Origin of the sequence: Methylobacterium sp. P1-11 (genome assembly GCF_008329595.1) — a bacterium.
Classification (GTDB): domain Bacteria; phylum Pseudomonadota; class Alphaproteobacteria; order Rhizobiales; family Beijerinckiaceae; genus Methylobacterium.
In genome coordinates this window covers 134,182-150,130 of sequence record NZ_NPKS01000003.1, presented here as the reverse complement: position 1 = coordinate 150,130, position 15,949 = coordinate 134,182, and the positions used below count along the sequence as shown (strand labels likewise).

Below are 15,949 nucleotides of genomic sequence, written 5' to 3'. Positions count from 1 at the left end.
TTACGGCAGCTCGAGCACGTCCTTCAGCGGCACCACCGCCAGGACCTGACCCGACGCGTCGGCGATCTCGAACGACTGCCCGGCCAGCACCGCGCCGTCGACCCGCTGGATCTCCAAGAGCGACCGGGCGGAGCGCTCGGCCTCGCTGCGGGCGGCGTCGAGGCCGGGCAGGTCGGAGCCGTCGAGATCCTCGACCCGCCACTGACCGTGCCGGATGTGCAGGTAGAAGAGCGGCATAACCGGAAAACCGCGCTTACCGCCTCGGGTTGCGTTCCGCCTGGACTGCGCTCTACACGTGTGGCCTCCCGGTCACTCCGCGGCCTCGGTCTCCGGCACGGCGGCGTGGCCCGACCGGGGCGGGAGCACCGGCGCGTCGGCGCGCTGGAGCACCTCCAGGGCGGCGTCGGCCTCCCGCTGGCGATCCCACAGCGCCGCGTAGACGCCCCCGGCCTCCAGCAATTCGGCGTGGGTGCCGCGCTCGACGATTCGGCCGTGATCGAGGACCAGGATCGCGTCGGCATTGACCACCGTGGACAGGCGGTGGGCGATGACCAGGGTGGTGCGGCCGCGGCTGACCCGGTCCAGAGCCGACTGGATCTCGGCCTCCGTGAAGGAATCGAGCGCCGAGGTCGCCTCGTCGAGCACCAGGATCGGCGGCGCCTTCAGGATGGTCCGGGCAATCGCGACCCGCTGCTTCTCGCCGCCCGAGAGCTTCAGGCCGCGCTCGCCCACCGGCGTGTCGTAGCCCTCCGGCAGGCTCGACACGAAGCGGTCGATCTGGGCGAGCCGGGCCGCCTCGCGCAGCTCCGCGTCGGTGGCGTCGGCGCGGCCGTAGCGGATGTTGTAGCCGATCGTGTCGTTGAACAGCACCGTGTCCTGCGGGACCATGCCGATCGCCGCCCGCAGGCTCGCCTGCGTCACTGCGGCGATGTCCTGCCCGTCGATGCTGATCCGGCCGGCCGACGGCTCGTAGAACCGGAACAGCAGGCGCGAGAGCGTCGACTTGCCGGCGCCCGAGGGCCCCACCACCGCCACCGTCTGGCCCGCCGGGATCTCGAAGGAGACGCCGCGCAGGATCGGCCGCTCGGGATTGTAGGCGAAGCGGACATCCGCGAACCGCACCGTTCCGCCCGCCACGGCGAGCGGAGCGGCGCCCGGTCGGTCGGCGATCTCGGGGTTCTGCCCGAGGATGCGGAACATGTCGTCGATGTCGATCAGCGCCTGTTTGATCTCGCGGTAGATCATGCCCATGAAGTTGAGGGGCATCGCGAGCTGCACCAGCATGGTGTTGGCGAGCACGAAGCCGCCGATGGTGGTGCGCCCGGCCAGGATGTCGCGCGCCGCGAGCCACATCACCACGGTCATGCCGAGCGTGAAGATCACCGCCTGGCCGGCATTGAGCACCGCCAGCGACACGTAGGTCTGCGTCGAGGCCTTTTCGTACTTGGCCATCGACTCGTCGTAGCGGGCGGCCTCGCGGGCTTCCGCGCCGAAATACTTGACCGTCTCGTAGTTGAGCAGCGAGTCGACCGCCTTGGTGTTGGCGTCCGTATCCGACGCGTTCATCCGGCGGCGGATGGCGATCCGCCACTCGGTCGCCTTGTAGGTGAAGGCCAGGTAGGCCGCGACTGTCAGGAAGGCGGTCGCCGCGTAGGTCCAGCTGAACTCGTAGGCCAGCACGCCGAGCACCAGCACGAACTCGACGATGGTCGGGACCAGGGTCAGCACCATCAGGCGCGACAATTCCTCGATGCCGGCGCGGCCGCGCTCCAGCACCCGGGTCAGGCCGCCGGTCTTGCGCTCCAGGTGGAAGCGCAGCGACAGGCGGTGCATGTGCTCGAAGGTCTGGAGCGCCAGCCGCCGCACCGCGTGCATCGCGACCTTGGCGAACAGCCCGTCGCGCACCTGGGTCAGCGCCGACATGGCGATCCGTGAGACGCCGTAGAGGGCGATCAGCAGCATCGGCGCGGCGAGCAGGCCGGTGGGCACCGGCGCGTCCTTGCCGCCGACGGCCGCGACCAGGGCGTCGGTGATCCACTTGAAGGTGAACGGCGTCACCATGGTCACGAGCTTGGCGGCGAGCAGCAGCCCGAAGGCCAGGAAGACCCGGCGCTGCAGATCGGGCCGCCCGTGGGGCCAGAGATGCGGCCAGAGCCGCCGGTAGGTGGCGATCAGGCCGGGGCGCTCGGCCGGGATCTTCGGCCCGGCCGCGGGCGCGGTGTCGTCGGTCATGGGGGTTCTGAGAAGCGTGTCGCGAGACCCGCATATAGGCCGGTGATCGCGCCGGATCACCCGCGCTGCGTGCAGGGCACCGTCTCACGCCCGCCAGAACGGCTTCCCGATCTCGGCGCGCAGGTCCCACGGTTCGAGGCCGGCGTCCCGGGCCTGGTCGGGGTGGAGCGCCGCCAGGGCGCGGCGCGTGCGGATCCGCTGCAGCCACGTGCGGAGCAGGGACGGGCGCGGGGTCGGGCGCGGGCGAACGAGGGCGGGTGACGAAGACAGCGTAACGGCAGGCATCGCAGACGATCCGGTGGCGGGAATGCAGTCCGGCCGGGATTGCTGGCGCAGCATTGATCCGATACAAAACTCGGATCAATCGAAACATTGACCTCGGAGCAATTATGCGAGCTGCGGATTACCGCTCCGTCGCCGACGCGATCGCGGCCGACATCGCGGCGGGCCGGATGCGCCCCGGCACGCGGCTGCCGCCGCAGCGCGACTTCGCCTATGCCCGCGGCATCGCGGTCTCGACGGCGAGCCGCGTCTACGCGGAGCTGGCCCGCCGGGGGCTCGTGACTGGCGAGGTCGGGCGCGGCACCTATGTCCGCAGCGATCCGGGGCGTGCCGGCCTCCTCCGGCCGGAGCCGCCCCCGGCGGCCCTCGACCTGCAGCGGACCCATTCGCGCCTGCCCGAGCAGGAGGCCGTCCTGGCCGAGACCCTGGCGGCGCTCGCCCGCGACGACGGCCAGATCGGCTTCAGCCAGTACGGGCCCGCGGGCACGCCGTCGGCGCAGGCGATCGCCGCCAAGTTCCTGGCCCGGGAGGGCTACGCCCCCGATCCCGCCGACATCCTGTTCACCGGCAACGGCCGGCAGGCACTCGCCGCCGCCCTGGCGGCCCTGGCGGCGCCCGGCGAGCGGATCGGCTGCGAGCCCCTGACCTATCCGGGGGTGAAGGGCATCGCGGCGCGGCTCGGGATCGCGCTGATCCCGCTCACCATGGATGCGGAGGGCGTCTGCCCCGAGGCGCTGCTCCAGGCCCACCGGACCACCCCGCTGAGCGGCGTCTATCTCCAGCCGACCCTGCACAATCCCCTCGGCGCCACGATGGGCCCGGCGCGCCGGGCCGCCCTGGCGGAGGTGCTGGAACGGACCGGGCTCACCGCCGTCGAGGACGCGGTCTACAGCTTCCTCGCCGAGGCGCCGCCGCTCGCCGGCCTCGCGCCGGACCGGGTGATCTTCGTGGACAGCCTGTCGAAGCGGGTGATGCCGGCGCTGACAGTCGGCCTGATCGCCGCGCCGCCTTCCCTCACCGACCGGCTCGCCGCCTCCGTCCGCCAGGGCGCCTGGACGGTGCTGGGCCTGTCGCTGGCGGCCGGCATGCATTGGATGGCGGGGGGCTCGGCCGCGGCGCTGGCTGAGGCCAAGCGTCGGGACGCGACGGCCCGGCAGGCCCTCGCCCGGGCGGCTCTGGCCGACCTGCGGGTGGTGGGCGATCCGCAAGCCTACCACCTCTGGCTGGAACTCCCCGAGACCTGGCGGGCCGAGGCCTACGCGGCCGCGGCCCTGCGCCAGGGCATCGCCCTCCTTCCGGCCTCGGCCTTCGCGGTCCATCCCGGTCACGCGCCGAACGCCGTGCGCCTCGCCCTGGCCTCGCCGTCCCGGGAGGAGCTCGACCGGGCACTGCGCAGCCTGCGCCGCCTGGCCTTCGCGGGCGACGATCAGGTGGTGGAGTAGGCGGGGCCCTCGACGGATCTCGCGCTCGATCCTTCAGGTGCCCCCGACCGGCCCGTCCACAGGGTGTCGTCCAACCCGGGACCTCATCCTGAGGTGCGGCGAACCCGCCTCGAAGGAGGCTGCCAGGGATCGCGCGCCGTCCGGAACTCTCCTTAGCCCTCCTTGGAGGGCCGCTCGCGCGGGCACCTCAGGATGAGGGCGCGGCTCCGGGATCCGCCGTGTCGGGCACCCGTGGCAGGCCTCGCGGTGGCCCGGCGGTGGCCCAAGCCGCTCAACCGCGCTTGTCGGTGGGCAGCACGAAGATCTGGCCCGGATAGATCAGGTCCGGATCACGAATCTGGTTCTGGTTGGCGTCGTAGATCACCGTGTAGCGCTCGCCGCGGCCGTAGGTGCGCTGGCTGATCCGCCAGAGATTGTCGCCGCGGGTGATCCGGGCGGTGCTGATCTCCGGCACGAACACCGCGCCGACCTGGTTCGGCCCCGCCATGTCGGCCACCTGGGCGTTCGAGGCGGCGGCCGGGGGCGATGCCGCGGCCGGCCGGTCCCGATCGGCACCCTCCCGCGTGCCCTGATCGCGCACCCCGCTTTGGGCGGGCGACGGTGCGGGCTCGGCGGTCTCCCGGGCGGCAACCTGCGTCGGCTCCGGCACCGACAGGGGAACCGCCGCGCGGCTGGCGACCTTGCCGGTGGCCGGATCGACCTGGTCGATCCGCACCTGATACTGGCCAGGCTTGAGCCCGCGCCCGATCGTGAAACTCGCCCGTCCGTCCGGCCCGATGCTGCCCGGGGCGACCAGCGTGTCGTTGAGGTAGAGCCGGATCCGCGCTCCCGGTGTGCCGGTGGCCGTCACGAACAGGCGGCCGTTCCCCTGCACGTCCACGCTGACGATCCGGGTCGTCGCCGACCCGGACGCCGCGGCCTCGCGGTTCTCTCCCGTCCCGGCCGGCCGCGGCGTCGGCGCGCCACCGGTATTCCTGCCGCCGGGTTCGGCGCCGGGCTTGGGACCAGTCTTGGGACCAGGCTTGGGGCCAGGCTCGGGGCCGACCTTCGAGCCGACCTTGGCGTCGGCCGTCGCGCCAGGCTGCGACAGCACGACGGTCGCGGCGTCCGGGGCGGTCAGGGCCACGAGGGGCTGGCGGTCCCGTCCAGGGGCGACGTCCACCGCGACGCTCTGCTGCGACTCGGTCGCGCGTCCGTCCACGCCGGTCATGCGCAGGCGCAGGGTGCTGGCGCCCGCCGGCAGGGCCGGCGGCACGATCGCGAACTGGCCGTTGGCGTCGGCCTTGGCCCGGGCCACGGGCTTGCCGTCGACCAGCATCTCGATCGCGGCGTCCGGTGCGCCGCGGCCGGCGACCACGGCATCGCCGTTCGGCTCGATGCGGACGATGTCGAAGCGCGGCGCCTCGGCCGCGTCCGGCAGGCGCGAATCCGCGCCCGGGCCGGGCCCGGCCTGCGATGCGCCGGGCGCGGCGATGCGGGGATCCGGCGGGAGCGCGGCCATGGTGCCCGGCGCCGGGCTCGCCCGGCCCGGCTTGTCGTCGCGGAAATCGATCGCCGGATCGGGGCGGCCGGCCTGGGCGCCCGGATCGGCGAGGCTGCGCAGGCTGCCGCTCGGCACCGACGGTGCGGACGTCGCCGGGCCGGAGCGGCCGGTGAGGCGCCGCAGGGAGTCGCCGCCGAACAGCGCCAGCACGAGTCCGAGTCCGCCGAGGAGACCGGCGAGCGCCAGGGCGAGACTGCGCCGCACCTGTCTCGACATCGCCACGAAGGCCTCCCCTGATCCTGCCGCCGCCCGTCGGGCGGGCCCTGCGCCCGCGCGAAAACCGTCGACGGCGCCGCCCATAATACCGTACATGGTCCCGACACCAAGCCGTCCCGCCGCCCAGGCGGGTGAATCCCCCGCGAATTCAGCAGTTTGGCACGTGGAGTGCCGGTTGCGGGGCTCGTTCTGGACGGCTCGCAACGGACGCGCGAGGAGGGCGCCGGATGGCCCCGGTGAGGACAGTCTGTGTCTATTGCGGCTCCGGCTTCGGTCGCGACCCGGCCTTCCGCGCGGCGGCCGAGACCCTCGGCACCGCGGTCGCGCAGGCCGGGATGGGCCTCGTCTATGGCGGCGGCGATGTTGGGCTGATGGGCACGGTGGCGCGTGCGGCGCTCGCCGCCGGCGGCCACGTCACCGGCATCATCCCGGATTTCCTCCAGGCGCGCGAGCACATGCTGGCGGACATCCAGGAGACCGTGGTGGTGTCCGACATGCACACCCGCAAGCGCCTGATGTTCGAGCGCTCGGACGCCTTCGTGACCCTGCCGGGCGGCATCGGCACCCTGGAGGAACTCGTCGAGCAGCTGACCTGGGCGCAGCTCGGGCGGCACCGCAAGCCCGTGGTGCTGGTCTCGGTCGCCGAGTTCTGGTCGCCGCTGCTCGCCCTGTTCGAGCACATGCGCGGCCACGGCTTCATCCGCGAGGGGCTCGATCTCAGCTACCTCGTCGCCCGCGAGGCGGCCGAAGTGGTGCCAATGCTCCGCCAGGCCGGCCACGAGCCGGATCCCCAGGCCGAGACCATCGTCCAGCAGCGGATGTAGCCGCGGATTTGAGAGGCGGAAGGGGGCGGCGTGCGCGGCGCGGGCCGCCCCGAACCCCCGATGCCGGCGCGATCAGGCTGCGCGCACGTCGGCGATGAAGCGCTGGACCTCGGCGCCGAGCCGCTCGGCGTGGCCGGACAGGGCCGAGGCCGAGGCGAGGACCTGCGTGGCCGCCGCCCCGGTCCCCTCGGCGGCATCGGCCACGCCCGTGATGGTGGCGGTGACCGCCCCGGTCCCGGCCGCCGCCTCCGCGACGTTGCGGACGATCTCCTGCGTCGCCGCCGATTGCTCCTCGACCGCCGTGGCGATGCTGGTGGCGACGCTGTTGATCTCGCGGATCCGTCCGGTGATCGAACCGATTGCCGCCACCGCCTCGGTGGTCGCCCCCTGGATCTGCCCGATCTGCGCGGCGATCTCGTCTGTGGCCTTGGCCGTCTGGTTCGCCAGTTCCTTGACCTCGGTGGCGACCACCGCGAAGCCACGCCCGGCCTCGCCGGCCCGCGCCGCCTCGATGGTGGCGTTGAGCGCCAGCAGGTTGGTCTGCCCGGCGATGTTCGAGATCAGCCCGACCACGTCGCCGATCCGGGTCGCCGCGGCGCTCAGCGCCTGCACGGATTGGGCGGTCCGGTCGGCCTCGCTCACGGCACCCTGTGCCAGGTCCGCCGAGCCGGTCACCTGCCGGCCGATCTCGGAGACCGACGAGCCGAGCTGCTCGGCCGCGGAAGCCACCGTCTGGACGTTGGTCGATGCGGCCGCCGCCGCCGAGGCGACGGTGGCCGATTTCATCGCCGTCTCGTTGGCCGTGCCGGTCATGCTCTCGGCGGTGGCCTGCAATTCGGTGGCGGCGTCCGAGACCACCCGGATGATCCCGCCGACCGTGCGCTCGAACCCGTCGGCGATCGCCTGCATCGCGGATTTGCGCCGCGCCTCGGCCTCGGTGCGGGCCTCGGCGGCCTCCGCCCCGAGGGTGCGGCTGCGGATCAGGTTGTCCCGGAACACCCGGGCGGACCGCGCCGTCTCGCCGATCTCGTCGAAGCGCTCGGTGTAGGGAATCGCGACGTCGCTCCGGCCGTCGGCGATGCCGAGCAGCACCTCGCCGATCCGGCGGATCGGGCGGGAGACGCCGAAGATCATCAGCAGCGCCGACGCCAGCACGACGGCGAGGCCGACCAGCCCGATGATCAGGCCGCGCCAGCTCGCCGCATCGGCCTGGGCCAGGGCGGCCTCGGTCGCGCCCGCCGTGAAGGACTGCGCGTTCCTGATCGATTCGCCGATGACCCCGTCGGCCGCGGCCTCGATCTCGCCGAGCGCCCTGCGCGCCTTTGCCCGGGCCTCCGGCTGCCTCTCCGTCAGGTAGGACCGGGCGTCGCCGGCGTAACGCAGCAGCCCCTCCTGGGTCCGCCTGAGCACGTCGGGCTTGAGCGCGATGGCGATCGGGCGATCGAGGCCTTCGGCGGCCGGACGGGCGATCTGGTCGAGTTCCCTCGTGGCCGCTTCGTCGAGCCTGTCCGCGGGCCGGGCTTCGAGGCTGTGCAGGGCGTCGCGCATCCGGGCCATCGCGAGCTGCGCACCCACGATCCCGTTCAGGATCGTCTGCTCGCGGCTGATCGCCGCGATGTTGCCGACCATGGGCTGTGCGCTGAACCATTGGTTGGCGATCATGCCGAGGACCAGAAGGCAGGCCGTCACCGCGGCGATGGTGACCTTCGTGCCGATCTTGAACTTGAGTGTCACCGTTCATCCCCCGTCGCGGACAGGGAACATCGCCGATCGCGCAGCGCAAGTCATCGTCTTTTTGAGAAAATTCAAGGAATGCCGATCACGTTTTGCTTCATGACCTTGGATAAAAAGTTATATTTTCGGCATAATATGCGAATAATGGCGCAAAACATAGCGGATGAGCTGTAATTATTCCAGACAATATTGTCCGACAAGAAATATTTAACCCTTCTTGCGAATGCGCGCTGCCTCCGAGCACCGACATGGAGGGCGCGGCGTCGCCCGCGCTGCCGGAAAGGCTCGGCGGGCGACGCGGCGGTGCGTCGGCGATGTCGGCCGGGTCCGACGTGCGGGCGGATGCCCGGCATCCGGTGTAAGAGGCCGCCGGCTCCCGCCTCGGACGAGGAATGGTTCAGGATGCGCGCTTCCCTCCTCGCGGCCCTGCCGCTCGCCTGCCTCGCCGGCGGGGCATCGGCCGACCCGGGGCCGGTCCTCCAGACCCTGGACTACGCCAACACCCGCTATTCCGATCTCGACCGGATCAATGCCGGCAATGTCGGCCGCCTCAAGGTCGCCTGGACCTTCTCCACCGGCGTGCTGCGCGGCCATGAGGGCGCGCCGATCGTGGTCGGACACGTGATGGTTGTGCACACGCCGTTCCCCAACGTGGTCTACGCCCTCGACCTCGACCAGGGCGGGAAGATCCTGTGGCGCTACGCGCCGCGGCAGGACGCCGGCGTGATCGCGGTGATGTGCTGCGACACGGTCTCGCGCGGGCTGGCCTACGCGGACGGACGGCTGTTCCTGCAGCAGGCCGACACCACCGTGGTGGCGCTCGATCCGGAGACCGGCCGGGTGCTGTGGTCGGTGAAGAACGGCGATCCGAACCGGGGCGAGACCAACACCGCCACGGTCCTGCCGGTGCACGGCAAGCTCATCGTCGGGCTGGCGGGGGGCGAGTACGGGGCGCGCTGCCACGTCACCGCCTACGATCAGGCGACGGGCAAGCGGCTCTGGCGCGCCTACGCCACCGGGCCGGATGCCGACATGCTGGTCGATCCGGAGACGACAACCGAGCTGGGGCGCCCGATCGGCAAGGATTCCTCCCTGAAGAGCTGGGCGGGCGACCAGTGGCGGACCGGCGGCGCCTGCAGCTGGGGCTGGTTCTCCTACGACCCGGATTTGAACCTCGTCTATTACGGCACCGGCAATCCCTCGACCTGGAACCCGGCCCAGCGCCCGGGCGACAACCGCTGGTCCATGGCGATCATCGCCCGCGACGCCGACACCGGAATGGCCCGCTGGGTCTACCAGATGACCCCCCACGACCAGTGGGACTATGACGGCGTCAACGAGATGATCCTCACCGAGCAGGTGATCGGTGACCGGCCCCGCAAGGTGCTGACCCATTTCGACCGGAACGGCTTCGGCTACACGCTGGACCGCGCCACGGGCGAATTGCTGGTGGCGGAGAAGTTCGACCCCACGGTCAACTGGGCCAGCCGGGTCGAGATGGATCCGGCCGCGCCGGGCTACGGCCGCCCTCTGGTCGACAAAAGCTATGCGCCGGGCGAGGCCGACGAGGACGAGACCACCAAGAACATCTGCCCCGGCGCGCTCGGCGCCAAGAACCAGCAGCCCGCCGCCTACTCGCCCAAGACGCGCCTGTTCTACGTGCCGACCAACCACATGTGCATGGATTACGAGGCGTTCCGCGTCACCTACACGCCCGGCCAGCCCTATGTCGGCGCGACCCTGACCCTGCACCCGCCCGAGGCTTCGGGCCGGACCGGGGCGTTCATCGCCTGGGACGGCGCCCGGGGCCGGATCGCCTGGACGATCCCGGAACCCTTCTCGGTCTGGTCCGGGGCGCTCGCCACCGCGGGCAACGTGGTCTTCTACGGCACCCTCGAAGGCTACCTGAAGGCGGTCGATGCCCGGGACGGGCACGAACTCTACCGGTTCAAGACGCCGTCCGGCATCGTCGGCAACGTCACCACCTACCTGCACGACGGAAAGCAATACGTGGCGGTGCTCTCGGGCGTCGGCGGCTGGGCCGGGATCGGGCTGGCGGCCGGGCTCACCGATCCCGCCGACGGCTCGGGGGCGGTCGGCGGCTACGCGGCCCTGTCGCAATACACGGCGCCGGGCGGCCAGCTCACGGTGTTCGGGCTGCCGGAGTGAGCCGGGGCACGGGCCCTCGTGCCGTCTGCGCGATCGGCCGAGCGATTCGCGTCCGCGGGGACATGGCGGCTCGCGCCACGCCTCTCGGCTCGCGCCACCCCTCGGTTCAGCGCAGATGCTGGCGCTCGACCGTCGGCCCCGTGCAGCCCCCCGGCAGCGGCTCTTCGCGCGCGGTCAGGCCGCGATGTGCAGCCACGGTGCGCGATCACGTTTGCTGATGTAGAATATCATCGGCAATAACGGCAGCGATGTTGAAGTCAAATCGGCACAAATAAGCCGGCTCATAGAGTGTTGCCCCGAAGTTACGGAGCGGAAGTACGTCGTGTTGTGACTGAACTATGACGGATCGTCACCCGTGATCTCGGATACGTCGCGCCCGGCCGGGTCGAGCGGCGTTCGGGAGCGCATCATGAAACTGGGACACGGGGTCTCCATCGCCGCTTTGACGGTCGCGATGCTCGGTTCGGGAGCACAGGCGCAGACATCCGGCACCGGCAACGGCGTCGACATCCTGTCGGGCTTCGGCCGGATCTGGATTCCCGGGCGGACCTACGACACCGGGTCGCCCACGGCCCTTGGGGGGCCCCTCCTGCTGCGCAACATCCAGATCGTCGCCGAACGGGCACGGGAGCGGACCCTCGCGCAGGAGATCGCCGCCTATTACGACGACCGCCGCAACCAGAGCTACAGCGTCATCGACGGCCTCGGCCCGCTGACCCAGGCCTATCTGGTGGGATCGGGCGCGACCACCACGATCCCCGCCTTCGACGCGACCACGGCGCGCGTGCAGTATGTCGACCAGGGCACGGGAGCCGGCGTGACGACCTCGCCCCTCGGGAAGGTCGTGCAGCTGGTCAACACGTTCCGGACCAACGCCTCCACCACCGCGGCCAAGGACGCCTACAGCTATCTGCGCCCCTGGCGGCAGAGCCTGAACGGCCAGAGCCTCGGCTTCGTCGTGCCACCCTCCCTGGTGCCGGAGAAGAGCCCGAATCCGGCCTCGGATGGCGGCTTCCCGAGCGGCCACACCAACGCCGCCTACCTCTCGGCCCTCGCCCTGGCCTACGCCGTGCCGCAGCGGTTCCAGGAACTGCTCACCCGCGCGAGCGAGCTCGGCGACGACCGGATCGAGGCGGGCATGCATTCGCCAACCGACGTGATCGGCGGCCGCGTGCTGGCGACCTACTTCGCCATCCGGGCGCTCAACGATCCCGCGAACGCGGCCCTGCTGGGCGAGGCCTTCGCGCAGGCGCAGAGCTACCTGAGCCAGGCCTGCGGCGGCCCGCTGGAGCGGTGCGCCCACGCGCCCGTGGATCCCGCCACCGACCGCTTCTCCGATTACGCGCGCAACAAGGCCGCGTACACGGCGCGCCTGACCTACGGCCTGCCGCCGGTCGGGCCCACGGACCAGGCGCCGGTGGTCCCGGCCGGCGCGGAGGCGCTGCTCGCCACCCGCTTCCCCTATCTCACGGCGGCGCAGCGTCGCGACGTGATCGCGACCACCGAATTGCCGTCCGGCGGCTTCCTCGACAACGGCATGGGCTACGACCGCATCAACCTGTTCGCCGCCGCCGACGGCTACGGCGCCTTCAACGGAACGGTCACCGTCACCCTGGACGCCGCCAAGGGCGGGTTCTCGGCCTACGACGTCTGGCGGAACGACATCGGCGGCGCGGGCAGCCTCGTGAAGCTCGGCAGCGGAGCGCTGGTGCTGACCGGCGCCAACACCTACGCGGGCGGCACCACGATCGGTGGCGGGACGCTGGTCGGCCACGCCGGCGCCTTCGGCACAGGCGCGATCCTCGACAACGCGGCGCTCGTGGTGGACCAATCCGTCGACGGGACGATGGCCAACGCCATCGCGGGCTCCGGGACCCTGGCCAAGACCAATTCGGGCGCCCTCACCCTCACGGGCATCAGCACGCTGACCGGTGCCACCGCGGTCGAGGCGGGGCAGCTCGTCGTGAACGGCTCCCTCGCCAACTCGCTCGTGACGGTGCGACAGGGGGCGGGACTGGGCGGCTCGGGCACTGTGGGCGGGATCCGCGTGCTCGCGGGCGGCACCGTGGCGCCGGGCAATTCCATCGGCACGCTCACCGTCGCCGGCAATGTCGCCTTCGCGGCCGGCTCCACCTACGGGGTCGAGGCCAACGCCGCCGGCCAGGCCGACAAGATCGCCGCCACCGGTACCGCCACCCTGTCGGGCGGCACCGTCGACGTGCGCGCCGCCTCCGGCGCCTACAACCCGCGCACCACCTACACGATCCTGTCGGCCGCCGGCGGCGTCTCGGGCCAGTTCGCCGGCGTGACGGCCAACCTCGCCTTCCTCAGCCCGGGCCTGCGCTACCGGACCGACGCGGTCGACCTGACGCTGACCCGCAACGACGTGCCCTTCGCGGCCAGCGCCACCTCCCGCAACGGCGCGGCCGCCGCCAATGCGGTCCAGGCCGCCGGCCCGAGTCGGCTCACCGACGCGGCGGTCGCCTTCACCACGAGCGAGGCCGGCAGCGCCTTCCGCGCCCTCTCCGGCGACATCCACGCCGGCACCGTGTCCACCGCCTACGAGACCGCCTTCTTCGTGCGCGAGGCGGTGCTCGACCGCCTGCGCTGGGGCAGCGCCGGCACCGGCCTCGACTACGGCACCCTGCCGGCCGCCGACACGGCCGACCTGCCCGGCCGGCCGCCGCTGGTGGCGAACGTGCCGGTGCAGGTTCTCGACCCACAGGTCTTCGGGCTCTGGGGCCAGGGCTTCGGGTCCTTCGGCACGGCCGATGGCGGCGGCAACGCCTTCGACCTCGACCGGCAGATCGCGGGCTTCGCCGCGGGCTCGGATCTGCGGCTGGGCCGCGGGCTGCGCGTCGGCGTGGTCGGCGGCTACACCGAAGCCTATCTCGACAGCGCCGGCCGGGTAGGCGGCACGAGCCGCGCGGAGAGCGCGACGCTGAAGAGCGGCTTCGGCGGCGTCTACGGCGGCTACGAACTCGGCCCGCTGTCGCTGCGGCTGGGCGCGGTCTACGCCGATACCGACACGCGCACCCGGCGGGCGGTGCTGTACGGGCTGTCCGACACGCTGAGCGGGCACGGCGGCGGCTACACGGTGCAGGGTTTCGGAGAGATCGGCTGGGCGATCGCGCTGGGCACGCCGGCGGTCGCGGCACCGCTGTCGAAAGACGGGGGCGCGGTGGCGGTGCAGCCGGCGGCGAGCTTTGTCGAGCCGTTCGTGGGCGGGGCGTATGTGGGCATCCGGCGCGGCGCCTTCGCGGAGACCGGGGGCGCTGCGGCGCTGGCGAGCCTCGCCCGGGACTACGATCTCGGCGCGGCGACGGTGGGGGTTCGGGCGCAGACGAGCCTGGATCTGGGCTTGAGCCTGCCGGTGACGCTGCGGGGTCTTGTGGGCTACCGGCGGGCGTTCGGCGACGTGGTGCCGACGGCCTTGCTGCACTTCGGCACGGGCCCGGCCTTCCTGAGCGCGGGCGTGCCGATCGACCGGGACGCGCTGGTGGCGCAGGTCGGGCTGGATCTGGCGGTGGCGCCGAACGCGAGCCTGGGCGTGGCCTACACGGGCCAGACCGGCAGCAGAGCCCAGGACCAGGCCGTGAAGGGCAACTTCACCCTCCGGTTCTAGCACGCGACGCCTGCGCGCCGACGAAATCCACGAAGGCGCGCAGCGGCGCCGGCAGGTGCCGCCGGCCCGGATAGTAGAGGAACGGCCCGGAAAATTCCTGCCACCAGGGTTCCAGCACCGGCTCCAGGGCGCCGCTCTTGAGATGCGGGCGCAGCCAATCCTCGAACAGGTGGACGATCCCCGAGCCGGCGACCGCCGCCGCCACCGCGAGGTCGCTGGCGCCGACGCGCACGATCAGCGGCCCGGACGGGTCCACCCGGATGATCGCGCCGGCCCGTTCGAACTCCCAGGGCGCCGTCAGGGCGCCGCTGGGGAACCGGCCGAGCAGGCAGGCATGGTCGAGGAGGTCCCGCGGATGGCCCGGCCGGCCGCGCCGGTCGAGATAGGCGGGCGACGCCGCGGTGGCGAAGCGCTGCCGCCGCGGGCCGATCGGCACGGCGATCATGTCCTGCTCCAGCCGCTCGTCGTAGCGGATGCCGGCGTCGCAGCCCGCCGCCAGCACGTCCACGAACCCGTCCTCGACGACCACCTCCAGGCGGATCTCCGGGTAGGCCGCCAGGAAGGGCGGCACGAGGGCCGGCAGCACCAGCCGGGCGGCGCTGAGCGGCACGTTGAGCCGGAGCGTACCCGCCGGGCGGTCGCGGAACCCGTTCACCACGTCGAGGGCGGATTCCACCTCGGCGAGCGCCGGGCCGAGCCGCTCCAGCAGGCGGGCGCCGGCCTCGGTCGGCGCGACGCTGCGGGTGGTGCGGTTCAGGAGGCGCACGCCGAGCCCCGCCTCCAGCCGGCGCACCGCCTCGCTGAGGCTCGACGCGCTCCCGCCGCTCGCCCGGGCGCCGTCGCGGAAGCCGCCGGCCCGCGCCACGGTCACGAAGGCGGCGAGGTCCGTGAGATCCTGGGGCATCGTTCGAGAATCCGCACAGGCCGTGCCGATTGTCACGGCTTATCGGCGCAAAAACGGGCGTCTACATCCGGGGCACCAACAGGAGATTTGCCATGACCGATCTCGCGCAGGCCGGGACCTTCCAGCTCGGCGACCGCACCGTGAAGCGCCTGGGCTACGGGGCCATGCAGCTCGCCGGGCCGGGCGTGTTCGGGCCGCCCAAGGACCGCGCCGCCGCGGTCGCGGTGCTCCGGGACGCCGTGGCCGCGGGCGTCGACCACATCGACACCAGCGACTTCTACGGGCCGCACGTCACCAACCAGATCATCCGCGAGGCGCTGCACCCCTACCCGGACGATCTCGTGATCGTCACCAAGGTCGGCGCCAGGCGCGGGGTCGACGCCTCGTGGAACCCGGCGTTCTCGGCCGAGGAACTGACCCAGGCGGTCCACGACAACCTGCGCAATCTCGGCGTCGACGCCCTCGACGTGGTCAACCTGCGCCTGATGTTCGACGTCCACGGCCCCGCGGAGGGCTCGATCGAGGCGCCGCTTACGGTTTTGGCGGAGCTGCAGCGGAAGGGGCTGATCCGCCGGATCGGCCTGAGCAACGCCACGCCGCGCCAGGTCGCGGACGGGCGCCGGATCACCGACATCGTCTGCGTGCAGAACCAGTACAACCTCGCCCATCGAGGCGACGACGCGTTCATCGATGATCTGGCAGCGGCCGGTATCGCCTACGTGCCGTTCTTCCCGCTGGGTGGGTTCAGCCCGCTGCAGTCGGATACCCTGTCGGAGGTGGCGGCCGGGCTCGGGGCGACGCCGATGCAGGTGGCGCTCGCGTGGCTGCTGCGCCGGTCGCCCAACATCCTGCTGATCCCGGGGACGTCCTCGCTCGGCCACCTGCGCGAGAACCTCGCGGCGGCGGAGCTCGCGCTCCCGGACGCCGCCATGGCGGCGCTGGATCGGATCGGGGCGGCGTGAGGGACGAAGGTCCAAA

11 protein-coding genes are annotated in these 15,949 nt (G+C 72.1%); 5 read left to right on the top strand and 6 right to left on the bottom strand.

Going from position 1 to position 15,949, the window contains the following annotated elements; all coding sequences use genetic code 11:
- From CIW48_RS04705 to CIW48_RS04695, 3 genes are all read right to left on the bottom strand, one after another.
- Positions 1 to 237 carry a hypothetical protein gene (locus CIW48_RS04705; protein ID WP_149309523.1) on the bottom strand — a complete coding sequence of 79 codons (237 nt, stop codon included), beginning with the start codon at positions 235 to 237 and terminating at the stop codon, positions 1 to 3.
- Between the two features lie 72 nt (positions 238 to 309).
- Positions 310 to 2,232 (bottom strand): ABC transporter ATP-binding protein/permease, encoded by a 1,923-nt coding sequence (locus CIW48_RS04700; RefSeq protein WP_149309521.1) that lies wholly within the window; start codon positions 2,230 to 2,232, stop codon positions 310 to 312.
- Positions 2,233 to 2,316: 84 nt separating this feature from the next.
- Positions 2,317 to 2,517, bottom strand: coding sequence for a translation initiation factor IF-2 (locus tag CIW48_RS04695; protein ID WP_149309519.1), 201 nt, complete (start codon positions 2,515 to 2,517; stop codon positions 2,317 to 2,319).
- Positions 2,518 to 2,621: 104 nt separating this feature from the next.
- Here CIW48_RS04695 and CIW48_RS04690 point away from each other — a divergent pair, with 104 nt between their 5' ends.
- Positions 2,622 to 3,956: a PLP-dependent aminotransferase family protein gene (locus tag CIW48_RS04690; RefSeq protein WP_149309517.1), complete on the top strand. Its 1,335-nt coding sequence runs from the start codon at positions 2,622 to 2,624 to the stop codon at positions 3,954 to 3,956.
- A gap of 271 nt (positions 3,957 to 4,227) precedes the next feature.
- On the opposite strand, the gene CIW48_RS04685 is transcribed toward CIW48_RS04690, so the two are convergent.
- A complete protein-coding gene (locus tag CIW48_RS04685) occupies positions 4,228 to 5,715 on the bottom strand; it encodes a LysM peptidoglycan-binding domain-containing protein (protein ID WP_149309720.1) in 1,488 nt (495 codons plus the stop codon).
- A 227-nt stretch (positions 5,716 to 5,942) separates the two neighbouring features.
- Between CIW48_RS04685 and CIW48_RS04680 the strand changes: the two genes are divergently transcribed.
- A complete protein-coding gene (locus CIW48_RS04680) occupies positions 5,943 to 6,539 on the top strand; it encodes a TIGR00730 family Rossman fold protein (RefSeq protein ID WP_149309515.1) in 597 nt (198 codons plus the stop codon).
- 72 nt (positions 6,540 to 6,611) lie between these two features.
- On the opposite strand, the gene CIW48_RS04675 is transcribed toward CIW48_RS04680, so the two are convergent.
- Positions 6,612 to 8,273: a HAMP domain-containing methyl-accepting chemotaxis protein gene (locus tag CIW48_RS04675; RefSeq protein WP_246695122.1), complete on the bottom strand. Its 1,662-nt coding sequence runs from the start codon at positions 8,271 to 8,273 to the stop codon at positions 6,612 to 6,614.
- Between the two features lie 402 nt (positions 8,274 to 8,675).
- Between CIW48_RS04675 and CIW48_RS04670 the strand changes: the two genes are divergently transcribed.
- Together CIW48_RS04670 and CIW48_RS04665 are read left to right on the top strand one after the other, a co-directional pair.
- Positions 8,676 to 10,442, top strand: coding sequence for a methanol/ethanol family PQQ-dependent dehydrogenase (locus CIW48_RS04670; protein WP_149309513.1), 1,767 nt, complete (start codon positions 8,676 to 8,678; stop codon positions 10,440 to 10,442).
- Between the two features lie 409 nt (positions 10,443 to 10,851).
- Positions 10,852 to 14,067 carry an autotransporter domain-containing protein gene (locus tag CIW48_RS04665; RefSeq protein WP_149309511.1) on the top strand — a complete coding sequence of 1,072 codons (3,216 nt, stop codon included), beginning with the start codon at positions 10,852 to 10,854 and terminating at the stop codon, positions 14,065 to 14,067.
- On the opposite strand, the gene CIW48_RS04660 is transcribed toward CIW48_RS04665, so the two are convergent.
- Positions 14,051 to 14,971 (bottom strand): LysR family transcriptional regulator, encoded by a 921-nt coding sequence (locus CIW48_RS04660; RefSeq protein WP_149309509.1) that lies wholly within the window; start codon positions 14,969 to 14,971, stop codon positions 14,051 to 14,053. The genes CIW48_RS04665 and CIW48_RS04660 overlap by 17 nt on opposite strands.
- A gap of 92 nt (positions 14,972 to 15,063) precedes the next feature.
- Here CIW48_RS04660 and CIW48_RS04655 point away from each other — a divergent pair, with 92 nt between their 5' ends.
- On the top strand, positions 15,064 to 15,933 hold the full coding sequence (locus CIW48_RS04655) for an aldo/keto reductase family oxidoreductase (protein WP_149309507.1): 870 nt from the start codon (positions 15,064 to 15,066) through the stop codon (positions 15,931 to 15,933).
- Positions 15,934 to 15,949: the final 16 nt, after the last annotated feature.